The sequence below is a fragment of the Paenibacillus sp. EB106-05-06-XG162 genome (genome assembly GCF_058791655.1).
The window spans coordinates 42,386-67,507 of sequence record NZ_JBYTDT010000001.1 but is presented as its reverse complement, the minus strand read 5'-3'; the positions used below and the strand labels follow the sequence as shown (position 1 = coordinate 67,507).

Here is a 25,122-nt window from a genome sequence, read left to right as displayed (position 1 = left end):
CTCCTACTAATGAACCGACTTGCCAAACTCTTCAACTCGGTTAAATTTCTTCGTGAATACCCTTACAAAAATCAAAGTGGCCGCAGCGATCATTACCATCAACACTAAAGCCAAATTACTGTACATCGCGGATTTCGCGTTGGCCGAGAAGTCTACAATTTTATTCATCATATTCTCCTGTCCATACAACATCGCCATAAATGCACCGCCGAGCGAGCTTCCAATATTGAGGACAAGTTTCTCGAGCCCGATACCTGACCCTCTCTGATTCTCCGGCAATAATTGCGTATAGTTTGACAAATATCCAGAGAAGAATAGCGCGTAACCGATATTGAAGAGCCCCATACCTAAGAAAACGAAAACGACTGAAAACCCTACTAGGAATGCGATTAGACCTAGACCTGCAAAAATAAATGCGCCACCAAGTAAAGTAATGTTACGATAGCCAATCCATTTGATAATTCGCCCTGAGAAAATACCTGTAATAAATGCCGCCACATTTGTCAACATAAAGAATAATCCTAATGTACTTGTCGAAATTCCGTACACCTGCTTCACAATGAAAGGAAAGATAAAAGCAAATCCGATTTGTGTTCCGTAGAACAGCGCACAGACGATTAATGAAGCAATAATTCCCTTCACCTTAAACAACTCGGGCTTGACGAATGGATCTTTGGCTCTCACGGTGTAGACTGCAAAGATGATAATAAAAATGAGAGCAAAAATAAGCATAAGCGTATATTGCATCTTGAACGTAAGGTAAGTAATCAATAAGGTGCTAATAATGGTTAACAAAATTATGCCGATATAATCGATTGAGCCTTTTTTGCCCTCATCCTTTGGCATATTTTTATAAATAATCGGTACACCGATTAACGTAATCAGGGGGATAAGGAACGTAACATTCCAGTGTAAATAGTCCGTAATATAACCACCCAAAAAATTCCCTGATGCTGTACCCAGCTGATAGATAGCGGCAGTATATCCGAAATATTTGGCTGCGGTAAGCTTATCGAAATATTTGATTGCCAATACGAGCACCAGAGCTACTGGCGAGGCAATCGTAATCGAGAATAAAGCGCGAAACACAACCAACAGCGTAAAGCTGTATTGTGAGAAGAAACCTATAAAAGTGACGACCGGAAATGCGAAGCATGTAAACAACAATAGTTTTCTTATACTGAACACATCTGAAAGTGCCGTGAAGACGATTGCTGCAATACCGAAAAACAATTTACCAATCGTAACGATCAAGCTTACCGTGGATGGCGTAATTCCAAACTCATTGGACAAGTCTGGCGTTATCAAGGTGAATACGCTTTCATTGAATACGAAGAAAAATTCGTAAAGCAGAATCCAAGGCATACATTTAATGACTAAACGCTTGATCTCTTCTTGTTGTAGACCAGTCATGGTCCATCCCCCTTGTAATCTTGAATAACAAGCCAATTATCTTAGATGTCAATCTTCCTTTAACAGTCATAGCCTCCAATTCATTAATTTCAAATTGATGATCATCAATACGCATATGATAACCGATGTTTATGATATTTGTAAATGCATTATTTTAATTTTGAGATAAATTGTTCAAATCCTTTTTATTTTATTATAATATAAAATAATTTTCATCCGTATATCGTAGTATTATGGCTATTTCCGTTTATTTGGAAGGTATTCACAACGCACATTTGATCATTTATTCTCATTTTGAATTTTATTCACATGAATCATAGCCACTCCCAGTAATAGCAAGGGCAGAAATAACCCGAATGTTGCTGTATATGGCATCCATATCCATTTTCAAAAAATGAGGCGGCGTAACTGCTATTCGGGTAGGCAATAATAGTAAAAACAATTAGAAAACAGAGCCCTAAAATATGCAAGGCTCCGTTTTTAATGTTTCAAAAATGTTTAGATATCGATATGCTCATTACAATCTTTCAATCAACCAATAAAATGCTAAAACGAATATAAGGCAAGACGTTGTGATCATCATTTTACGATACCATGGGAACTTTCGCAGCCATAACAAGAGAGGAAGTAATAGGCATAGGATCATAATCTGGCCCGCTTCCACACCTAAATTAAACATCAAGAGTGAGCCAATCAGATTTTCCTTTGGAAGCCCCGTTTCGGCCAAAGCTCCGGCGAAGCCCATGCCGTGAATCAGGCCAAATAAGGCTGTTAATATCCACCGCCATTTCGCCTTTTGCACAAATATATTTTCCACTGCCACATAACAGATCGACAAAGCAATCAAGGCTTCAACCCAAGACGGGATGACCTGAATACGGCCCGACGCCACCAGGAAAAGGGTAATGCTATGGGCGATTGTAAATGCGGTAACAATCTTCAACGCATCCGTAAAGCGAGATGCGATTAATACTAAGGCTAACAAAAACAGCAAATGATCATAGCCGGTTAATATATGTTCGATTCCAAGTACAAAGTATTTCCACAGGACGGAGCCAGTCTCGGACGGAGCATTCTCGGCTTCAGGCAAGGTGATCGTAATATCTTTTCTATTGATATCAAGAATATCCTGATAGAAAAAATTCGTTGAATGAACCGAGAGTCCACTCGTATGAACAGGCGCATCTGCAAACACCAGATTGTAATGAATATTAAACTGTTCGATCGCCTCATCGGCGGTTAACTTTAATTGAAACACTACGCCTCTAGTGGAACCCTTTGTTGTCACGTCCATCGAAAGCAATTCCATCGTCAAGGGTTTCGAATCTACTTGGATTTGAAGATCTTTCTGTAAAAACGATTGGATTCCTTCCTTTTCCGGTAGCAGTTCCTCGTTCTCCAGATTACCATCCTTGTTGGTATCAAATTGAACAAGCAAGTCTCTTTGATCAAGAAATAGTTCATAGTTGATCTCGTTGCCTTTAACGACGATCGCCGAGTAACCCATGCTTGCGGAATGCGCATATGAAGTTGTGGAAGTCCCCAACAATAATACGATGATTATGAAGGATAGGAAGGTTCGTAAGTTCATCTGCTGGACCTCTTTTCATAAAATGGACCATTCCCCCATTAGTTCAAGCCTTCCAAAAGTGTTTTTACTTGAGGGTGAAGGTTCAAGGCATTCAGAATGATCGTCAGCGCCTCTGCGCGTGTGGAGCTTCCTTGCGGATCAAATGCCCCATTGCCCTTGCCGTTGATGATACCCGCTGCCGCAGCATCCTTGATTAGATTTGCCGCATACGAGCTTGCGCTTGCCATATCCGTAAAGTTGCCTTTTGAAGCATCTTTGTCAAGATTACTCAAGTTGACAATACGGGACAGAATGATGACCATTTCTTCGCGGCTGATCGTTTTGTCCGGCTTGAAGGTTCCGTCTCCGTATCCGGTAATAACTCCTGCGCTTGTGAGTTTCTCAATCGAGTCTTTAGCCCAATGACTGTCAATGTCATTCAGAACAACCGCATGATTATCGCCGCCGATGATATCGAATGCGCGAGAGATGATCGCTGCAAACTCAGCGCGCGTGATTTTACCGTTCGGATGGAACGTTCCATCCTTATACCCAGCGACAACGTGCAGTTTCACGAACGTACTAACGGTCTTCTCGGCCCAGTGTCCTTTGATGTCAGCCAGTTCAATCTTAACATTCAATTTCTTGGCTTCCGCGATCTTGGACTCTATATCATGAACTAATTTTTTTCCATTAACAATTTTACTGTTGAATACATCATCCGCTTTAGATGTACCGTTTCCGTTGTTTCCGTTGTTGTTTCCATTGTTATTTCCATTGTTATTTCCGTTATTTCCGTTATTTCCGTTATTTCCGTTATTTCCGTTATTTCCGCCGTTACCACCATTCGATGCTTTTACATCAACCGATAACTTGCTATTGCCTGAAACAACAGTAGACACTAACTGCGAATCCAACAGTTTCACACTGTCCAAGGCAATGTCGGCCGTTCCCTGACTAGCCGCATGAAATGTTAATGTAGCTAGTGTTACATCCCCGTTCTGACCTGGTTCATTGCCTATTTGCGTATGCGCGATTTGAATCTTATTCCCGTTCACAATAGGATCTACAGAAAAGCCATTACTTTCGCTAACACCTTTCACAAACACCAAGCGGCTGGTATCATAGGTTAAATTGACTTCATATGCATACATGTCGCTTAAATTTTTTCCATTCACCGTAACTTGGAAATCTTTACCTGCAGATACATTTCCTTTCGATAGGGTTAGGACGAAAGACGGATCGGCTTTTGCATCTACAACGAGTGAAGGAAGCAAGAGCACAGTCAAAAGCAATGTCAGACTGACTGAGAATAGTTTTGTTATCATCGAAGAAATCCGTCCTTTCGGAAAATACTTCTGAACATTCAGAGGGAGAGGATCAATGAGGGGGATACTAATAAATATCCCCTCATTGTATTTCCATCCCATCCTGAATTTCACTGATGTGATCAAGCAAACAAGGTACGGCGTTGTTTTATTGCAAGATCGCTTTGGCTATGATCGCAAGGTCTACAATATCAATAGTGCCGTCATGATTTACATCCGCTTTCTCATTCCAGCCTGTTTGACCTTGTTGTTTGCCGTAAACCCCTGCAACGATAGCCAAGTCACCAATAGAAATTTTTCCATCTCGATTGACATCTGCAGTTATTTTCTTGGTATCAAACAATTGAATTGCCGCTTCCAGTGCCGCTTTCGCACTATCCACCTGCTGCTGAGTGGCATTCGAATTGTTTGCTGTCGCACTCGCCGCAGCAATTGCCGACTGCAATTGAGCTTTGGATCCACTCGCGTATAGACCGTCTCTATTACCTTCCACTGCAGCATTGTACTTGGCCTGAGCGCTTGCGATCAACGCATTCAAGAACGACTTATCTACAGATATACTTATTTGTATCTCATGGGAGGCACCACCGACCTTCAGCTCATCACCCTGTCCGTTGGCAATTACGACATTATCTAGAGAAATTGTCGTCTTATCGGTAGCTTGAGTTCCAGTTTTGACCGTAAATTTGAATGCGAGCAAATCGCCTTGGGCAGGCATGTTCGCGCCCACGCCGGCAAATTCAATTCGGATTTGTCCCGGTGCAATCTCCTTTTGATCGATGACGTTGAATCCGTCCTTCAGTGATGCAACCGAGTCGAACTTCAAATTCTGCGGATCATAGTGAAGAGTCAAATCCATACCATATACTTGCTGGTATACACTTTCCGTAACGCCAGTCAATCCCATCGTTACATCGAATGTTTGGCCAGGGGCCACCTGCTGCAAACCTGTCAACGTAGACTGAGGCATTGTTGTCGCCGGCAGCACAGTCACGCTGATGCTTGTTGTCAATGCTACGTTGTTCGGATTTGTAACACCTGCAGGCAAGGTTACAGTTCCATTTACCGTGAAGGTCTGTTCTACCTTTAGTGCTGGATCATAGTTTGCAGCATCTACATTCCATGACACATTGGCATTCTTACTTCCTGAATCGGTAACCAGTTCAACGGAAGAAGGTAAGCCAAGGGCTTCCGCCGTCTTTGCTGTTCCGTTAGCTATTCCTGTGATTGCTGCGGGCGCTGTTATGCTCTTTAACGTCACAGACTGAACGACTTCGAATGTCTTGCGATCCACGATCGTATAACCGTCATTGAGCATAAAGAGTGCATCATAAGTGCCAGGGGCCAGTCCATTGCTTAAGCTAACTCTTCCGTTTCCAGACTTTAAATAACTCCATGTAATAGATACACCGGCACCTGGAGGAACAGCTCCGGTTTTGTAGATGCCGACCCAATCTTTTCCGTTTGACGCTGCCCCAGAATAGGATAGGGTAATGGCTTCCCCTTTATTGTACTGGGATTTGTCTAGGGATAGAGATCTTTCTCCAGCTGCAAGAACAGTTACGTCAATGCTTGTTGTCAATGGTATGCTGTTCGGGTTATCAACTCCGGAAGGCAGGGTTACGGTCCCTGGCACCGAGAAGGTCTGCGCCGTCTTGATAGCCGGATCGTAGCTAACACCGCTTAAATCCCAATTCACACTTGTATCCACATTTCCTCCATCGGTTACAAGAGTTACTTTTGTGGGCAATCCAAGAGCTTCCGCTGTCTTGTTCGAACCGTTGCTCGCAGATACCGCTGCAGGCGCAGTAATACTATTTAATTTCGCACCCTCAGTTGTAATGTCAATTTCCTGGTATGAACGGTTATACATGGAATCATCGGCGAATACCCTGAGTAAATATGGCGTTTTCGGCATTAAACCTGTAATCTTGTATTGCCTGTATTCGTCGTATGGCTTGTCCATCGGATACGAAAGGCTGTTGAACGACTTGTCCACTTCCCCGGTGAGCTTGTTGGTAAGCTGAACATTATATTCAAAATTGCGCACATTGTCATTTGCTTGCTTTATTGTAAAAGTAACTTCGCCGCTTTTTAAGGAATCGATCTTAATACCGCCATCAAACTGCGGAGCTATAAGTTCTTTTGTATCGCTCCTGCTATACGTAAAGGCATCTTTGCCTTCGCCAACATTTACTACACGAGGTGTGCCTACAAATTCATCTGTAGCTAAATTATACTGTTTGAGAATAATTTTCGAACCGTATACTTCCAGGAAATTTACGATTTTAGGTGTGGTTTTATAACTGCCATACGCACCTTCTATATATCCACCGTACGGACCATCATCTTGATAACTGGAATATGACACCGCACCGGAATCGAGAAACGTAGCCGCACCTTGATACAGAGAACGTTCGTCGGTCGGATCGTATTGGGTATGACCTGACATATAGAACACCTGTGAAAAATCATTGTCGGCAATAAATTTGCCGAAACTATTACTTGCACCACTGCTCCAAGCCGATCCCCACACCGTTCCGCTAATAGGGTAGTGAGACATTGCAAGTATCGGTTTTTTTGGATCATAATCCGGTTCACTTTTAATTTCGTTGAGGAAATTTGTAGCTTTTCCCACTGTATTACTGTTGTTAATATTTCCGTCAAAACCAATCAAATTATATCCTTTTATCTTTACTCTATAAGCACTGTTGTAAAAATCGTTATCGTACGACTGCTTTGATTCGTTCCACGCGCCCGCCGAACCGACAGGTATTAATGCTTCGGAGCCGTTCATATCATGGTTGCCTTTTACCATATATAACTTCGTATGGTCAAATAAGCCCTCACTTTTAAGTTTATTGACTACGTCCGTCATCAAACCCATCCACACATACTCATTGGCATTGTTACCGCCGGTAATGTCGCCAGGCATCAACATGACGTCGGACTGAGGGAATGTAGTCAAGGATTTTCTAATCTCTTTTTCTATGTTCTCTTTTGAACCGGGATGACCATTGATTTCCGGGTCGCTGTGCACAGTGATATTTAAGTCGGCAGGAGTTGATGTTTTATTGCTTTTTTGATAGATGAAGATGGCGTTGTTTAGTTCACGTGCGTAATAATTGATCGTTTCCTGTGTGTAAAATTTTACTTTTTGCGTTGTTGCAACCGTATTGGCATAATCTAAAACCTTTTTTAAATCATCAAAATCGGTTTGGCTAAAGCCGTTATCGAGACCGCCTGCTACGATTGTATTTGCTTTTGTTATGGCGTCGTTCAGTGCGTTAAGATCGACTTCATGTCCAGCGTAACTATTATAATTCGCTTCAATTGCATCGCTGCCAATAGCGCCTTTCGAAATCATCAGATCAGCGATATCGAATGTATTACCTCCTTTGTTGCCCAATCCGTCGCCACCAATAACCAATGGATTCGACGTATCTAACGATCCGTGTCTCAGCGTAGTATCAGCCATTTTGTAGGCATCAATATAAAGCGACGCAAGCATTTTATCTCGGTCTACAACAAAAGTCACGTAGCGCCAATCGGAAGCATTAAACGTGTTGCGCCCAAAAGAAATATCCTTTACTTTTGCAGTCGGAAATCCGAAATTCATGTTGACCGAATTGGCCGATGTGGAAATCGCCCAGCCTGCGTTAGCGCCGTTACTAAAATCCTTATTCGATAATATGACATTATTATTTTTAGTGTCGCCCTTATACCAGAAGGATACCGTAAAACTCTCTTCACCAAATTTCAAGCTATTCGGCGTACTGATATAATTGCCGTTGCCGCTCTCCAAGTGCAGTGCTTTAGATCCTGATAATACACCTTCTACAAAACTATAATTCCCTTTTGCTATCAAATCTTGTTGAGTTACATCGTCCTTCAAATCATTGTCGAATTTAATTGAAGCAATACGAGAGTTAGAATTCGCAGTATCGGTTGCTGCGAATGCGCCGGTCGAGAACATCGTGAACATCATCGTTAGTACGAGGGAAAACGATAAAATTCTTTTCACTAGAGAAAACCTCCATACTTTAAGTTTTTTAAGAGTCTGTTCAAAAATCTCGTAAAATTGAGTAAAAAACAAAACGCACCGTAGGGAAAAATGATAAAGACTCATCTGAGCAAACGTTAACGGGCTACAAGCACAAGCGTTGTTCTTACCCGGATCAGAGCAAGTGCGCTTGTGAGAAGACGTATTCCGATCCGGAGTTCAATCCGTAAACACCACCTCCCAGACTTCGTTCAAGATATTTTTGATATTTATAATTTTTATAGGATAAAAACATGTATGTTCAAAAATTACTGTACAATAAACTCGCGATCAATAGGTTAATTGCATGTAAAATCTAGATTTTTATATTGTAAACATGAGGCTACAATTGAGGTAGTGGTCATCGAGCTCATCCCTGTAAACTATCCGGATAAAACCTGTCTCTTAATCTGTGGATTCCTCCAAGTGAAGTTCAGCGTACGAAGAGACTAGTACATTCGCATCATTGAGCCAGTATTCGCTAGATTGTGACGCATTATTCATCATTAACCCTATAGTGACTGCAGCTCCTGCGGATTTCCCCATCTGCATATCGCTGTTGGTATCCCCAATCAAGGCCACTTGATTCGGTGCTAAGCCAAGCTCTAGGCAAGCCTTATTTAACATTTCTGGAAAAGGCTTTCCCTGTGTCACCTGATCGTTCCCGATAATAACTTTAAAAAACTGGCGAATGCCCATCCACTCTAAATGTTTTTCCGCTTCCGCTGTCTCATCAGCCGTTACAATGCCCATTGGCACTCCTTGATCATGGCATTGCTTCAGAAAGTCTATAACTCCCGGCAGCGGATAAGCCGGTCGAACCTGTTCCAATTCTTCATCTGCCAGACGCTTACTTTCCCTTGCAAACCGCATGGATTCACTCCAAGGGAGTCCTAGTCGGTAGCCTTGCCATGCTAATATAGCGAGCATATCGCCAATCGATCCCATGGCCAATGGACCGTTTCTACTATAATCAGTGACCTGCCCTGCGGCGTTATGAACCGTTCCCCACAAATCCGAGATAGGATCGATGACCCCATCCGTTGCAACAGCCAAGACTTTACTTGAATAATTCCGGTACAACGACTCGCTCCAACATCCCCAAAGACTGATAAAGTCGAGAAGTGTGCCATCCTTATCAAATAAAATCCCCTTCACAGAATAGCTTCTCTTGTTAATCATCAATTTCGGCATACCAATCGCTCCTGAGGTCTCATATTATAAAAACTAACTATCTTTCTTAACCAAAAGTGCTTCCGTTCGCCGGCGCATTTTGCCAGACAGCAACATAACAACAGATCGCATAATCAGATTAGCCAGTATGATTAGCAATGACATCGCAGCCGCCTGGGCTATATCGCCTGAGTCCTCCATGTTTACAATCGCTACGGCTGCCGGTTTCAAGTCTGGCGCATACAAGAAGATGACCGCCGACACCGTAACCATGCTGTTGATAAAATAATACATGAAGATCTCCAAGATACATGGCAATGACATGGGTAACGTTACTCTGACAAGGGTCCTATACCAGGGTACATTCATCGTTTCTGATGCAGCCTCGAACTCGCTATCTAGCTTTTTAAGTGCCGAAGTCACCGTTAAGAACGAAACCGAATAATAATGCACAATATTACATATGATCATGATCCATATGGTCCCGTATAGTCCATGCAAGGGTTGGTTCGGATTATTAAAGAAGAATACATAGATGAGACCCAGCACCAATCCCGGCAACGCAAGCGGCAGCATGGAGAGCAAATAAGCGCTATTTCGCAATAATGCATGACCACTCGATTTCTCAATGAGATAGGCAAACATAAATGTCACGATACTGCCAATTACCGCAGCGCCAACCGAAATGAGCAAACTGTTCACAAACGGTCCCGCTCCGTCCAAAAAACCTTCGTAGTGGGAAAAAGAGAGCTGTAAGTTATATGGCCATACTTTCACGATTGATCCATAGATAGCCACAAGAATAATGCTTAGAATGACAACAGATACCATCGAACAAAGAATGAATAACAGGACATCACGCGTCTTGTTTGCTTCAATCCGATATGGCAATGATTTTGCGCTAAGCCACCCGCTCTGTTTCCGCTGTGAAATTCGGTCTATGGCAAATGAAATCACGGCCGGGATTAACAACAGCACACCGACAGCGGCCCCCATTTGCATATTCTGTTGACCAATCACTTGCTTGAACAAATCGGTCGCAAGAACGTTGTATTGTCCTCCTACAACCTTGGGCGCCCCAAAGTCAGTAAACGTCAGGACAAAACAAACAACAACTGTGCTAATGAGCGCAAATTTGGTACCTGGTACAGTTACCGTCCAAAACGTACGCCATTTTGACGCACCAAGCGTCTCCGCCGCTTCATATAGCCGATAATCCGAACTTGCAAAAGCAACCGACAGGATAAGAAATGCTTGTGGAAACGTATATAAAATTTCGGACAGTACAATTCCGAACTGCCCATAAAGCTGAATTCGAAATTCAGGCAGCAGACCGAAGAACCCTGTAGAAATAAGTCCTTGATTGCCGAATAAATAGATTAACGCAAGTCCGTGCAGCATCGAAGGAGCAAAAAGCGGAAGCAGCGCTACGGATCTAAAAAACCATTTTCCCCGAATTCCGCTTCTCTCAAGTGCATAGGCAAACCAGAATGCAAGCGGTACAGCGACTAAGGTCGTAATCAATGAAACCTTAATGGAATTCCATAATGAAGTTACAAGTGTCGGTGTGGAGAAATATTTAGCAAAATTGGCGAATCCAATAAAGTTCCCTTCTTTATTGCTTACGGCTTTGATCAAGAGTTCACCAAGCGGCAGCAGGATCGTGAACATTAAGATGAGCATCATGATTAATATGAATCCATTTTGACTCCATCCGTTAGCATTCGGCCGTATTCGTTTTAACCACGTTTCCATGCCATGAACCTCCTCACCCAACCGCAATACTGGTATTGGATACCGTATCAAACCGGATAATGTGTTCAGGCAGCAAGCTAAACGTTACCTTCTGATTGGGTTTGATATGAAAAGTCGCCATATCTTGCGTTGGCAGATCAACGGTAAGGAATTGCTGACGCGGAGCATCCTGATGATCTAATAACTCTAGAACCAAACGGTAATGAGTCCCTCGATATTCGATTTCCCGTACGATTCCCTGTCTGCCTTTCTCTTGGCCTTCCCGAACCAATTGAACATGCTCTGGACGTATAGCCATGATAGGGTTTCCTTGTTGTCCGCCATCCGGTTCTATAAAGCTGACTGCTCCAATAAAATCGGCAACAAAGGGACTATTCGGGCGTTCATACACTTCATTTGGGGCGCCGACTTGAATGATTCGCGATTGGTTCATCACGACAATGCGATCAGCCATCGTTAAAGCTTCCTCTTGATCATGCGTGACCATAATTGTCGTCATACCAAATTGTTGATGCAGACGGCAGATTTCACGCCGCAACTTGACGCGCACCTTAGCGTCAAGAGCAGATAATGGCTCATCCAACAACAAACAGTCCGGTGAGAACGCGAGCGCCCGCGCAAGTGCGACCCGCTGCTGTTGGCCTCCCGATAATTGAGCAGGCACTTTGTGGCGCTGGTCGTTCAATTCCACTAATCCTAATAGCTCGTCCACACGATCTATAATTTGGGACTTGGTTAGGCGATTGCGAAGCCCGTACGCAATATTCTCAGAAACCGATAGATTAGGAAATAATGCATACGATTGAAACATCATCCCGAAGTTTCGTTTTCCGGCAGGTACAGAAGTGATATCTTTCCCGCCAATGGTCAATTGACCCCTATCCGTTTTTTCCAGACCCGCAAGGATGCGCAGCAGCGTTGTTTTACCACATCCGCTCGGCCCGAGCAGACAGATGAATTCATGTTGATAAATATCTAAATTTATTTCCTGTAGCGCTGTTTGCTTCCCAAAATGCTTAGACAGGTTGCGCAGCGATAAATATCCCAGCTTCATAACAAATGCCCCTTTTTACCTAATTTACCCAAATGATTCCCCGAAAAACGGGAAGGATGCCCACTATCGGCACCCCATCGTAATCTACCATCTATTTTTTCGGCTCTGACTTGGAAGCGTATTTTGTGGTCCATTCTTCCAGCACAGATTCACGGTCTCTAGCAGCTTGGTACAAATTCAGCTTCGTTAATTGAGATACCGGATCTTTACTGTAGCCGTCAGGAATTGTATTGCCTTCTTGTTTAATACTCAAGATCGCGTAGTTTTTATTGTATTCCTTCATCGGCTCAGCGCTTATCGCCCAATCCAGGAACAATTTCGCTTCCGGCTTCACTTCTTTCTTTTTCACGAGTGCGTTGGCTTCCATATCCCAGCCCGATCCTTCTGTAGGGAAGATGACTTCAATCGGGGAACCTTTTTTCTGCTCCTGGATACCGCTGTATCCATAAGAAATACCGATCGGAACTTCACCTGAAGCTGCCATTTTCGCCGGTTTGGATCCGGAATGGGTATATACCATCATGTTTTCATGCAGCTTGTCCATGAAAGTCCATGCTTTATCCTTGCCGTACAGTTGGATAAGTGCATTAACGGTCAAATATCCCGTGCCTGAGGATGCCGGATCCGGCATAGCGATTAATCCTTTGTATTCCGGCTTAACTAGATCCTCGTAAGATTGGGGAATGGCCAGGTGACGCTTTTCCATCTCCACCTTGTTGACAATGATGGCTGTCTCCCAGATGTCAATTCCGACCCATTTTGGAACACTCGATTTATCTTTAAACTCCGGGAGCACCTGATCGACACCTTTAGGCGCATAAGGCTCCAACATATCTTGATCATCCATAACGAGTAAGCTTGTTGCTGCCAATCCCCAGATGACATCGGCTTGAGGATTATCTTTCTCTGCAATTAACTTGGCTGTCATGATCCCTGTTGAATCACGAACAATGTTCACCTTGATATCCGGATATTGAGACTTGAAAGAGGCCAGATAGGTTTTAATTTGTTCTTCTTCTATTGCGGAATATACGGTAATTTCTCCTGATTCGCTTGCTGCAGCAGTTCCTTCCGAACTCGGTTGGCTACTGTTTTGCGTTGTGCTTTCTGGCTTCGCTGTGCCACAACCTGCCAATAAACCAGTAATGAGTAACATCGACGTAAGTGATTTCCATCTCGTCTTCATAGTTAATCCCCTTTTCACGATTTAGTCGTTAATTGATGTTTGCAGAAATTAGGATAATCCCGTTTATCATTCAAAAATAATTGAATTTTTACTAGTAAAACCTCCAAACTCTCAAAATTTATTGTTACGTACAAATTTTATTGTACATAAGATTTTCCTACTTTGTGTCAAACGATTATTAACTCAGCGTTAAGATTACGTAAATGAAAAATTCAGTTTCCCTTCCTCACGAAACCGCTGATATAATAAAAGCGAAATCTATTGAATCTGTCATTTATGCAGAAATAAGGAAGTGAAAAGTCTATTGTCTCAAGACAGGGAAAACTACATATCGGAACAAAGATTGCATATCAGACAAAAAGTAATTGACGCTATTGCGGAAACGATGGATTTGTACGGTGCCACTCCTTCATCCGGTCAATTGTACGGAATTATGTTCTTTGAAAATAGACCGATGACTCTTGATGAGATGAAAGTACGAATGAATATGAGTAAAAGCAACATGAGCTATGCGGTTAGATCTTTGGTAGAATCTCAAATGGTCAAAAAGTTAGAAGAAAAACAGGATCGAAAAGAACTGTATCTCGCGGAGGTCGATTTTTTTCTTGCGTTTCAAAACTTCTTCACGATCAAGCTCCAGCGTGAAATCAATGTCATGACAGAAGCCATTAGTAAATCTCTTCTTGAATTAACAGAAATGGTTATTGATGAACATATTACAGACCAGGAGCGTAATCTTGCTCTGCAAGATTTATATAAACTCCGACATGGACAAACCTATTACGAATGGCTCCAGAAGTTTGTCGATGCCCTGAAACGAGGAGAATATTTTAAGGATTTTTCTTGAGTCTGTAAATAAAATAAGAAGAAGACTCCATCAATCCTCAAGAGTCTTCTTCTTATTGGGGAAACATGTATAAGTTCTTACATTACTACTTCTTCCCGTTCGCCCCAAGTCGTCACTCTGACGCTGACTAGAGGCTTCGGATCGCCTTCGAACTTGCAGCTGAACGATAGCGGTTGTCCACCAGTCCGTAAGATCGGTGCATCGGCAGAAGCCTGTACGGTTTTTAGTAGATTCCAGTTTTGATCGTAAATTTTACCGATGCTGCCGCTATCACAAATGAGATATTGGTTCGCGAAGACTTCCGTATCAAACGTCATATATACACCATTCGTATAGAACGTAGGTCGTTTAATTGAAGCGTCGTCGTTACCATACGAAGGAATGACGCGCAGTGTAAACTTCAGGGGTTGATCCGCATATCGGTTAAAATACGTCCAATCTGCCCCCCCTGGTTGCCCTGGTTGCAGCTCAGCTGGGTTGCATACGAGTGGTTTAGAAATATGGACTGGATATAAGTTCCACTTGTCTTCTCCAGCTGATTCCAAATGCCAGTCGCCTTTCGGCTCCTTCAGCCGTTCCCGCTGTTCTGGTGTGAAGGCGCCGACTTGTCTCGCTCTCTCCCACTCGCGTACGGTCGTAAATATCGACTCGATGTTTCCGTTACGCTCAAGCACTTGCATATTGGCAACTAGAGCAAAGCCAGCATTAAATCCTGCTGCTTTGGATAATACCCATTCGATTTCGTCCGGTGACGTCGCTTCGAACTGATCCGAAGCAGAACGAACAAGGAACCAGCCCAGCATAGGCGGAATGAAGTTCCTCGTAAAATACCGTTGGTTCGTAAGCCGCCATTCAAGCTGCCCTTCACGTGTTGCAGCCCCCCAAGGCTCGCCCCAATTAAACCTTGTGAATACATGCCACAAATAGTTCGGAACTACAATACTTGCATCATTAATGACTTCTTCGCCCCAGCCGTCATAACACATTTTCACAAACCGATTAACGCCGTAGTCGTCATGCCCTGTTGCATAGCAGCCTTCTAGACCATCGAATGATATTTGCTTCAAACCCGTTTTCGTGAACAGATCGTTAATCCGTGCGCAATATTCGTCTTGCAGCTCGATGTTCGGGAAGAATACATCGTACGGGTGATCCCATAACCGACCTATGGTCGCTCCCGCTTCATGCACTGCAATGGATGTTCCATTAGCACCACGCTTAACGCCGGTCAGTTTCCAAGGCGCGCAATCTGTCACAGCATGATATTCAATTTGCTCACTTCCGAGTTGTGCCGTCTGTCGGAACAACTTCACCTGAAACGGTGTCGGGTCGTCGACCTCAATCCAATCTGCATCTACGTCCAAGGTTGCAACTAACCGCGACGTGCCCGCCAATTGCAATCTTTCGTCCGGCTTTGGCGTTACATACGCATCATTTAGAGTCGTAAAGTTCGTCAGGGTATGAATGCCGACATGAACGCCCTCGCTTTCAGCCAAAGCGACAGCTGACTTTAATCCTTCATCCCCATTCGGGAAGCTCTTCGGTTTTAGCGTGAAATGTCCCCAAGTGCTGAACGGATCGGGATGATACACATATTTAAGACCGGCCATTTTGGTATAACGTACCGCTTCGGATATCGTGGCTTCAGAGAAATCCGTAATCAAATAGGATTGGTTCGCTGCAGGAGATACTTTCCCCCATTTTCCTTCGATCATCGGATGAGGCAATCCTTCTCCTAGCTCGATCGCTTCAATTGTCTCAAGCACTTGCCGAACTTCACAGCCGAACAAGGCAATGCGTGATCCAACGATATTAGCATCTTCCCCATGAATGGGCGCGACATCAACGAGCGGTAAGTTCCATGCCGGACGACGTGCGCTTTTCGACCGATTTCTAGCATATGCCTGCAACATGCTTCCATCGCTCGTCGGCCACGCTGCGCAGACATGATATTCGAACTTATTGTCGGATACTTGATGTGTGTCAGGATCAGGTTTTTCGTTCCGATTATCAGAATAACTTTGCTGCACACCTTCCAATCGATCGAGCTCGATGGGCCAGCCTCCAACGGTCTTGATGTTCAAGGCCTGAAGACCCACCGCGAACTGTTCGTTATGCACGACGCCAACGGATTCGCCGATCGAATCGGTAATGGTTGTAAAGTAAGGCCCCCATAGGATTGCATCCACATCAACGCCTGTAATACGTTGAATTTCAAACGTCGCATACTGCGACTTTTCTTTCACCAACACATCGACAATTGCACCACTTTCAGTAAATTCGAAAGTTAATAGCCCCTCATTGTACGATACCTTCGAAGGCTCCTCTATTCGGCCTTCGATGACAGTACGAATAAGCGCTGCAGTGTATGTCGATGATGCATAATGATGTTTGCTGCCATCATTCATACCCATGAATTGACCTTTTTCGTTCAAGTGTATCCCCAAGGCTCCAGCATTTATCGTATACATGGTTTTCTTATCTCCCTGTCACAGTAAATTCAAACATCCTTACCAATTCCAATCCAATTGGGAAGGATGTTTGATCAAAAGTTATGATTACTATTTCAAATTTTCATCATAAATTTTTTGTGCTTCGTCTAACACTTTATCTCCGCCCATCTTTTTCCATTCATCAACAAAACTATCAAATTCGCTCAGAGGCTTACGGCCCGTAATAAAATCGATATACGTCTGCAGCGTATACTGATTCAGTTTATCTTGGGTTTCATTGTAGATTGGCTTGTTGAATGGCGCTAAAATATCAATGTTTCTCGTTCCCTTAGCACGGGTATCTTTCGCTAATTGACGCAGGCTTTCATCGGATGTATACGATGTTTGGAAATCGTAATCATTGAAAGAGCCAGCCATCGAGTAAACTCCAATCCCAGCTTTTTTGCGTTCCTTCTCGTCGGTATACGGCGCGATGAATTCAACCGTTCCTTTCTCGCTCTTATTCCAATGGACACCTTTCTCTCCAAAGTTTAATATTTCATAAGTTTCTGGATCGAATTGCGTCGCTTCGAAGATTTGCATGTATTTGATCATTTTGTCATGATCGTTTTCCAGTTGCTTTCCGAACATGACTCCAGAAGCATAGGCTGGATTGTATTGCGATATGCCGTATTTGCCATCCGGCCCCTTTATGCCGCCTTCGATTGCAAAGTTAAAGCCTGGGTGCTTCTTCGCCAACTTGTCGTACCTGTCGAATGGTCGCCAGCCACAGGAGTGCCGTCAATAGAGTTATAGGAACACATGGTATTCATGGCTCCCGCTTGGAAAGCAGCCTCAAATACAGGCAGACAGAAAAATGCATTGTCATGATTCCCCATCATGGCCGGAGCACAATTGTGTCCTCCCCTAGGAGCACCGTATCCTGTAAAGTGTTTTGGTTCCGACACCAAGGCATCGGGTCTTGTGAGGTCATCCGTTTGAAGCCCTCTTACCATGCTCTCCGCGAACAGAGACCCCAGATAGGGATCCTCTCCGTACCCTTCTTCCACGCGTCCCCATCGAATTTCCCTGGCAAGGTCGAGAACAGGTGCCCAAACCTCATGTATACCAAAGCTGCGCGCCTCGGAAGCGATTACTCTCACTTGTTTATATCCAAGTTCAGGCTCAAATGTTGATGCGAGTGCAACCTGCTGAGGGAGCACGGTACAGCCTCTCCATCCAAAACCGTGAAGTCCCTCTTCACTGAAGAGTACCCGGAATCCCCCATCTTGTATTTTGGATGATATACTCCTGAATTTTATTGGCTGTCTCTGCTTTGGAATTTCGGTTTTGTATGCATCCGATTCCAATGCCGGCAGATACCTTTTCCATTTTTTCATAGTTGAGCGCATCTGCATTTAAGCCTTCTACGGAATCGGAAATTTCATTTCCCGAATAAATATCAAGTTGTCTTACCTTTTCTTCAAGTGACATTCTCGATATAAGGTCCGCAACCCTTTCAAAGTCATGGTCGTAGCTTACAAACAAATCTTTTATACCGTAAGCGCGAGCCTTCCGAACAATCCATTCGAACTGATAATAGCGTGACATTTGCAGAATTAGCCCGTAAACGGGTAAGTAATGAAGCACCGCCGCTAATGGTATCCAATGTCGCTTATGGCAGAACCATTTAAGTCAAATTGGAGACAACCTCGAAGAGTAGCGATGTGTAAGCGGCATGCGCAGACCCATAATCAAGTCGTCACGAAAGACTTTAATGTCATCCAACATGTCATTCAAGACAATGCCTAATTCAGCAGCAAAAATCCAGCATATCCGATTTCATACACCAGTGTCTTCTTCTGGCGTGGGATTGGTGGAGAACCGTTGTCAACGAGACAAACATTCCATTATCCAGCAATATCAATGTTTCGATTTGGGGAACCACGTTATACCCAGCATCATCGGTTTCATACGATCAATCCAAGTGATTCGATCCTGCACAAACACAATAAAACACACCGAGATTTGCTCGGTGTGTTTTTTACGTTTTTAACTTAAGACCCATTCAAAGCTTAATAGAACCCTCTACTTCTTGCCATTCCCCGCACCCATATAATCGAGTACGGCCAAAATGACCTTCACCGCTTCCGCTCTCGTTGCTGCTGCCAATGGGTCGAATCGGTCTTCGTCTTTCCCTTGAACGAAGTGGGCAGCCGTTGCGGCTGCAACTTCCGCCTTAGCCCATGATGGAATATGGTTCGAATCCGCATAGTCCACTTGCGAGGCTTCAGCCGATTGTGGTTCCAGTCCCGCGGCACGAGCAGCCAGCACGGCGAGTTGCGTGCGGCTGATCAACAGCGCAGGACGGAAGGCGCCGTCCTGGAATCCTTGAATCAACTTCGCATCAACCGCTGCGGTGACGTCGGATTTAGCCCATGGCGAAATTTGATCATCATCTTTAAATGACGTAGTCCCACTCCCCGCTGCCGAACCGGAAGAAAGCTGAAGAGCACGCGCGAGCATCGATACGAACTGCTCTCTCGTCACTTGCTGATTTGGGCGGAAGGTACCGTCGGCAAAGCCTTTGACAATACCAAGCGCTGCCGCTCTGGCTACAACGGAATCCGACCAATGGCCTTGCATGTCTTTGAAGGCAATCGTCTCCTGACCACCGCCATTGCCCTCACTGCCTCCTGCGAAAACCACCTGATTCATAAATTCAGTCAGCGCGCGCTTCAGGGCTGCCGCTGCTTCATTCAGTTGCTGCTGCGTAGCGTTGTCTAACTTCTGGACCGCGACGGCCGCATCAATCGCCGTTTGCAGGGCTTTCTTCGCCCCTGCTTTATACTCACCTGGTGCGCTGCCTTCCACAGCTGCCGCATACTTTGCTTTTGCGTCAGCGATCGTCTGATTCAGTGCTGTCTTGTCAATGTTTTTCGGCACGGAAGGTGTAGATGGATTATAGGGATTGCTTGGATTACCTGGGTTCGTCGGTTGATCGATATGGACGGATTTCTTGAACTTCTCGACAGCTTGCGTAAGAGCTGCCACGGCTGCATCGACAGCCTCTTGCATGGCCGCCCCATCCTGCATCACAGCCTCGGCTGCGGTAATCGCCGACTTGAGTCGAGATTTCGATCCGACTGGGTAATAGCCAGCGGACGTCCCCTCCTGTGCTTGTGCATATAATTGATTCGCTTGCGATATCATAGCTTCCAGCTTCGTCTTGAGCACGGGCACCTCGGCAATACGATAGACATTAATTTCAGCTGCAGATGCCCATCCGCCTTGTCCTGCGGTTGCTTCCAGTTTAATAAAGGAGGCTTTCGTCACCGGGAACTCTGCAATTTTCTCCGTGATGTCATTAGCCCAAGTTCCATTGGTGACCTTGGTGTACTGGATGCCATCCGTACTCGTATAGACATTGTAGGCCGTAATCATACCGTTAGTTACCCCGCCTTGTCTAGGGAGCACTTTAATTTTATTCACGTCGTACGTACCGCCAAGATTCAATGTGATCGATTGCGGAAGCGGATCAGACTTATCCCACTTCGTATGCCAAATAGTATTTGGATCTTCATCGAGCACCATGGATGCTGCATTATTTTCACCTTTCAACTCCTCACTTGTTGCCGATGCCGTCATCTGCGACTGAGGAATTGCTGGGTTGGAATCCGGCGGTGAATCTTTGCCTTCTACATTGATATTGTCAAACTGAGCATGGTTCCACCCGCTACCCAAGCCCGCCAATCCTTTGGTTCGTCTGCTATCGGTAACCGAAGCGATTTGTTCATTGTCTACGTAGGCTTTGATATTGCTTCCCATAAAGGATAGCTTTAAATTATGCCATGTATCAGCAGTAAATCCGGGAACTGTTCCTGAAGCAAGCACGATATCGTTATTCGTCTCATAGGTATAGGGATCGCCATAGCTAAGATACCACTGCCCGTTGTCGTGAATGGCTAGCCTATATCCCTTGTAATCTTCGACATGTCCACCGGATAATGCCCTGCCCACTCTACCGTATATACTGACTGAACCTGAATTTTCTATAAGCGTATCGACATTGTAATCATAGTCCCGCCAAGCTAAGTCTCCGAATTCGGTAAATGTACTTGGATTTGAAGAATCCCCCTTATCCCCCCAGCTATTCCATGGAATGATCGGTTTTAAAATAACCTGGCGCAAGGTCTTCCCAGCTCCGCCATTAAAGCTGTTGCTGACTTCGAACGCCCCTTCGATATCGTACGTATACTTTGGTGTTTTACCTGCTGCATATCCTTCAAAATCCTCACTGTAATTCTTGCCAAAAGAATGGTCGGCAGGTATAGCATTTGCTGGAACACCTTTTTGTTGTCCCGTCGTTGTTGTCAATGAATAGATCGAATTGGCCTCAAGATTAATCGAATACGAGCCTGCATTGACCTGAATATCACTTTGTTGAATAAACTGCTCGCTACTATTTGATTTCCATACATGAACCGCCCCGGTAGAAAGCCCTCCGGAAAGGTTAAAGGTTATGGATTCGGGTGAATCTCCTGTTACAATAACAATACTATAATCTCCACTGTCAGGCTTTTTAAAGGTTACATAGGAAGCTCCGTTTGATGTGACGCCACAGCCGCTGTCAAGATATTTCCATCCGGGCTCAGCAAATTGGGTTGTATGCGCTGCTGCCCAAACGGCTGGCTGTACAATATAATTGCCTGACCACGGCGTATTGGCCTCCATAATACCCGAATGCGCCCACATTACATTATTGTACATGGAGTTAATGAGGTGCCAGATATTCGTCTTCGTAATTTTAGCATTCACATAGTTGAGGTTCAATTCCTTCGCGAGGTTAAATGCACCTTTCCAATCGCCGATCCCAGTCCAGCCTTCACTTTCCCAAATCGGCAACCCGCTATTCAGAGCATTTCTTGTAGAAGTACTATTGACGTAGTGATATCCGAGTGCTGATACTGCATTTTTCAACTCTGGATCGTTTAGAATTTGATTGGCAAAAGACCAATCATTGCTTAATATATCGGGTGCTACAATTTTGACGTTTTGAAGACCATTCCTATCCAATGTTGGTCTCAATATATTTACAATATAATCTCGTACCTGCTGGGACGTACCATTATAATTTTCATTCTGGTTGCCGCCAATGTAATCCAAATCATAGCCCCAAACATCTTTCAATCCCTTGATGTAACTGACAAGATAATCCGCATTGTCTTGGGACCACATATTGCCTACCCAGCCTGGCGCTCCCCACTGCAAGCCGGATAGCTTGATATTGGGGTTTCTCTTTTTTGCTTCGTTGATGAGCCAGGTTTCATAACCTCGTGTCATATTCGGGTTGTCATTTTCGGCTCTTGTCCTTGCATGACTCGGCTCAGTTCCGCTGGTAGAATTGATATCCCCACCGATTTCAATTTTGAGTTCTTGAAAAGAAGCTCCAAAATTAGGTTTAAACAGATAATCCAAAATATCACTGCGATATGGCTCCGGATAGTCAATGAGAAACTTGGTGTTTCCTCCGCCTCCGCTTAGCACACCTTCTCCGTCAAAGACTCTTCCCGAACCGGTTCCGTCAATATTGACAGAGCCTGGAGTTCCCTCTTCTCCCACCTGCACGTCCGAGATCACAAACGTAGCGATAGATCCTTCAGGCAGGGTGTACTGGAAGGTATTATTGCTAAGACTGAGTCCGGAGATCGGAGCCAAGTTCTCGCTTGTACTCATAACAGTACGTGTCCCTGTCAAGGAGCCAGTTAATGGACTAAATGCCGATAAATTATACGTTACCGTGTTAGCCGCATCTCTGTCGTTTAATGTGACGATGACGAGTTTCTTGGAAGCCTGATCATACGCCGCGATGGAATTTTCATCTTGAATGTCAATAATGGTATAGCCTGGACGGATATATTTGCTCCACTGTGCCATTGCCCAATATTTTTTGTTTACCTCGTATGCGAACGTGGAATTAGGATCATTGATATCATTGATATCCAGCATTCCCCAACCATAATTATCTACAGCTTGCCAATATGCCCAACCTGAGGCTTTCATATATCGCAAATCCTCGATGATGGATCTGGACATCTGTAGGCCTGTAGCATCCCCGTCTCCGTGCTCCGACATCCAGATGTTCTTGCCCGCTGCCGCTTGATTAAAGCCAACCCGGTCCGATCCACCGTACGTATGCACGTTATACCGTGAGATGACAGACTTGGTATCTTCAGAGAAGCTGTTAATCGTATCTCGACCCATGTCGATGGACGTTTCATCCGAAGCGCTTACCTTCGTTGATGAACCTTGTTGCTGTAGCTTTGCCGCCACTTTCTGAATAATTCGCTCCTGATAAGGCGGATCGAAACGACTGCCTTCTTGTCGATTGCCGAAATTCCACCCGGAACTCGGTTCATTCACAGGTTCCAATGTTTGGAACGTAACACCCCAGTTGTCTTTGAAATGCTGATTCACGGTCACTAAATAATCAGCAAAGGCATCATACATATCGTCTCGCAAATTATTGTCTGCTCCATCTTGATAACCCGTCACACTGCCGCTTTTCGTCATCCACCACGGAGGTGAATTGGAGAAGGCTTCGGCAACGAATTCATTTGAAGCAATTCTGGACTTGGCGGCTTGGAGAAACCAACGCTGGTTCGCATCGGCTGTCCAATCATAAGTGCCCTGTGTTGGTTGAAATCCTGGAACCCTGGCACGCAGCTCCGTTGGCCAATCCGGGTATGCCGGATTCTCGCCGCCGCCAATATTGTAGCGAACGATATTCATATTCAGCCCATCTGCGCCAAATAGAAGATCGGCATAATTATTTCTTACGGCATCGGGAGCACCACCAACGCGGTTAGCAAACCAGGCAAGCGATGTCCCCCAGCCCTCCCAATTTTGATATTGGACTTTTGGATCGACAGTAGCGGTATAGGCATTTGGCATCGGCGCAATCAGCTGCCATTGCTGTTCTGGGCCGCCGTTGTAAGGCCATTGAATGACTGCGGCTCCGTCAGCCGTGGAAGCACTTTCGATCGATGCGGCTTGCCCGCTGTTTCGATTCTCAATCTTCCAATTTCCATTACCTAAGCTGGTCAACTTCCATTGCTGATTGCTGCTTCCATTGTCATCCCATTGCACAACTGTAGCTCCATCTGCAGTCGAGCTATCGCTCACCTGAAGCAACTTCCCGCTTTTTCGATTAATAATTTTGTAATAACCGTCTCCGGTTGCCGTGAACTGCCATTGTTGGTTGATTCCTTTGTTATCGCTCCACTGAATATCAGCGGCACCATTCGATACAGAACCTCCTCCAATGTCCATCAGCTTCCCGCTGTTGCTGTTCTTGATCCTATAATAGGCACTTGTATCGGGAGCATTTGTATCGGAATCATTTTCTCCAAATACTTTGAATTCATAGAAGCTTGCCCATTCGTTATCAGGCAATCCGGTTATTGTAATCCTTACATACCGGCCGTTTGCAGTAAAATTATCGTGATTTGTTTGATTGCTAACCGTATTTGCAGTTTGATCTACGACGGGATTCCAAGTGACGTTATCACCCGAAACATCGATCTTGTATTTATAAATAGTGCTGTGCTCCCATTTCACTTCTGTTCCCGTTAACGGTTGTGCGCTTCCCAAGTCAACCATCCACCAGTGGCCTAGCTCTCCGTCATTCGCCGTCCATCTGGTTAATAAGTCTCCATCATTGCCGTTTGCTGCAACATTGCCTTTGGAAGCTTCCTCGCTGTCCGCGCTGGCCGGCTTGCCTAAAGCAAGATTCCCGTCATTCACGACAGAGATCGTAGCTGCGCTGGCAGTGACACCCCCAAAAAGCAAAGGAGTGAAGACAAGCGAAATTATACAAACCATGATAGTCCAAAACCTGCAATACTTTTTCATATTTCATCTCCCATTTCGTTTTCATTCTGTCCGTCATATATAATTTGCATTAGCAATGAGACAGCGAACGTTTTCATTTTCACATATGGAAAGGAGGTGAGTGACAATAAACAAAAAACCAAGTTATTCTTGTATTGTTTCAACCTGTTTCTGACCTCCAAGTGTATAATTTTTCCATTAATTGGTGCTCGCTCTTGCTTTCGTCACATGTCATTCAATTCGCCGGAAATTGAATCCAGTGCCTTCCCCTCATCATGTCTTGACCAAGCTTCTTCCAATCCAATTGTATAGAGTTCACATATTTATTGAACTCCGTGCCGCCTGGACGGTAGTTGAACTATTCGAATTTGTACGCTTTGTAGAAGTCATTCAAGAACGGAATTCGCTTGCTTTTTATTCACATAGAAG

16 protein-coding genes are annotated in these 25,122 nt (G+C 44.5%); 3 read left to right on the top strand and 13 right to left on the bottom strand.

From position 1 onward, the window contains the following. Positions 1 to 6 precede the first annotated feature (6 nt). From AC3WU2_RS00275 to AC3WU2_RS00240, 8 genes are all read right to left on the bottom strand, one after another. A complete protein-coding gene (locus AC3WU2_RS00275; RefSeq protein ID WP_492450253.1) occupies positions 7 to 1,413 on the bottom strand; it encodes an MFS transporter in 1,407 nt (468 codons plus the stop codon). 517 nt (positions 1,414 to 1,930) lie between these two features. Further along, the gene (locus tag AC3WU2_RS00270; protein WP_492450251.1) at positions 1,931 to 3,004 is read right to left on the bottom strand and encodes a HupE/UreJ family protein; all 1,074 of its coding nucleotides are present in this window, start codon (positions 3,002 to 3,004) and stop codon (positions 1,931 to 1,933) included. 38 nt (positions 3,005 to 3,042) lie between these two features. Continuing rightward, the gene (locus AC3WU2_RS00265; protein ID WP_492450249.1) at positions 3,043 to 4,311 is read right to left on the bottom strand and encodes an S-layer homology domain-containing protein; all 1,269 of its coding nucleotides are present in this window, start codon (positions 4,309 to 4,311) and stop codon (positions 3,043 to 3,045) included. 148 nt (positions 4,312 to 4,459) lie between these two features. Beyond that, on the bottom strand, positions 4,460 to 8,335 hold the full coding sequence (locus tag AC3WU2_RS00260; protein WP_492450247.1) for a LamG-like jellyroll fold domain-containing protein: 3,876 nt from the start codon (positions 8,333 to 8,335) through the stop codon (positions 4,460 to 4,462). Positions 8,336 to 8,758: 423 nt separating this feature from the next. Further along, positions 8,759 to 9,547, bottom strand: a complete 789-nt coding sequence (locus AC3WU2_RS00255; RefSeq protein WP_492450245.1) for an HAD family hydrolase — start codon at positions 9,545 to 9,547, stop codon at positions 8,759 to 8,761. A 33-nt stretch (positions 9,548 to 9,580) separates the two neighbouring features. Beyond that, on the bottom strand, positions 9,581 to 11,281 hold the full coding sequence (locus tag AC3WU2_RS00250; protein ID WP_492450243.1) for a putative 2-aminoethylphosphonate ABC transporter permease subunit: 1,701 nt from the start codon (positions 11,279 to 11,281) through the stop codon (positions 9,581 to 9,583). 13 nt (positions 11,282 to 11,294) lie between these two features. Continuing rightward, positions 11,295 to 12,335, bottom strand: a complete 1,041-nt coding sequence (locus AC3WU2_RS00245; RefSeq protein WP_492450241.1) for an ABC transporter ATP-binding protein — start codon at positions 12,333 to 12,335, stop codon at positions 11,295 to 11,297. Positions 12,336 to 12,426: 91 nt separating this feature from the next. Beyond that, positions 12,427 to 13,521 (bottom strand): putative 2-aminoethylphosphonate ABC transporter substrate-binding protein, encoded by a 1,095-nt coding sequence (locus AC3WU2_RS00240; RefSeq protein ID WP_492450238.1) that lies wholly within the window; start codon positions 13,519 to 13,521, stop codon positions 12,427 to 12,429. A gap of 304 nt (positions 13,522 to 13,825) precedes the next feature. On the opposite strand from AC3WU2_RS00240, the gene AC3WU2_RS00235 reads away from it, so the two are divergent. Further along, on the top strand, positions 13,826 to 14,368 hold the full coding sequence (locus tag AC3WU2_RS00235) for a GbsR/MarR family transcriptional regulator (RefSeq protein ID WP_018757307.1): 543 nt from the start codon (positions 13,826 to 13,828) through the stop codon (positions 14,366 to 14,368). Positions 14,369 to 14,445: 77 nt separating this feature from the next. Here the strand turns inward: AC3WU2_RS00235 and AC3WU2_RS00230 are convergent, their stop codons facing one another. The 4 genes from AC3WU2_RS00230 to AC3WU2_RS00215 all read right to left on the bottom strand — a co-directional run bounded on the left by AC3WU2_RS00230 (position 14,446) and on the right by AC3WU2_RS00215 (position 18,411). Then, positions 14,446 to 16,839, bottom strand: coding sequence for a hypothetical protein (locus AC3WU2_RS00230; protein ID WP_492450236.1), 2,394 nt, complete (start codon positions 16,837 to 16,839; stop codon positions 14,446 to 14,448). A 90-nt stretch (positions 16,840 to 16,929) separates the two neighbouring features. Beyond that, a complete protein-coding gene (locus AC3WU2_RS00225; RefSeq protein ID WP_492450234.1) occupies positions 16,930 to 17,559 on the bottom strand; it encodes a type 2 periplasmic-binding domain-containing protein in 630 nt (209 codons plus the stop codon). Beyond that, entirely contained in the window at positions 17,511 to 18,170 is a 660-nt protein-coding gene (locus AC3WU2_RS00220; protein ID WP_492452124.1) for a glycoside hydrolase family 3 N-terminal domain-containing protein, read from the bottom strand. Before AC3WU2_RS00220 ends, AC3WU2_RS00225 begins: the two co-directional genes overlap by 49 nt. Further along, a complete protein-coding gene (locus tag AC3WU2_RS00215) occupies positions 18,061 to 18,411 on the bottom strand; it encodes a hypothetical protein (protein ID WP_492452211.1) in 351 nt (116 codons plus the stop codon). The genes AC3WU2_RS00220 and AC3WU2_RS00215 overlap by 110 nt, the downstream gene beginning before the upstream one ends. On the opposite strand from AC3WU2_RS00215, the gene AC3WU2_RS00210 reads away from it, so the two are divergent. Together AC3WU2_RS00210 and AC3WU2_RS00205 are read left to right on the top strand one after the other, a co-directional pair. After that, positions 18,405 to 18,494 carry a thiol-activated cytolysin family protein gene (locus tag AC3WU2_RS00210; protein ID WP_492450231.1) on the top strand — a complete coding sequence of 30 codons (90 nt, stop codon included), beginning with the start codon at positions 18,405 to 18,407 and terminating at the stop codon, positions 18,492 to 18,494. The two genes, AC3WU2_RS00215 and AC3WU2_RS00210, sit on opposite strands and share 7 nt — an antisense overlap. 117 nt (positions 18,495 to 18,611) lie before the next feature. Continuing rightward, a complete protein-coding gene (locus AC3WU2_RS00205) occupies positions 18,612 to 18,791 on the top strand; it encodes a thiol-activated cytolysin C-terminal domain-containing protein (protein WP_492452122.1) in 180 nt (59 codons plus the stop codon). Positions 18,792 to 18,888: 97 nt separating this feature from the next. Here the strand turns inward: AC3WU2_RS00205 and AC3WU2_RS00200 are convergent, their stop codons facing one another. Further along, the gene (locus AC3WU2_RS00200) at positions 18,889 to 24,684 is read right to left on the bottom strand and encodes a discoidin domain-containing protein (protein ID WP_492450229.1); all 5,796 of its coding nucleotides are present in this window, start codon (positions 24,682 to 24,684) and stop codon (positions 18,889 to 18,891) included. Positions 24,685 to 25,122: the final 438 nt, after the last annotated feature.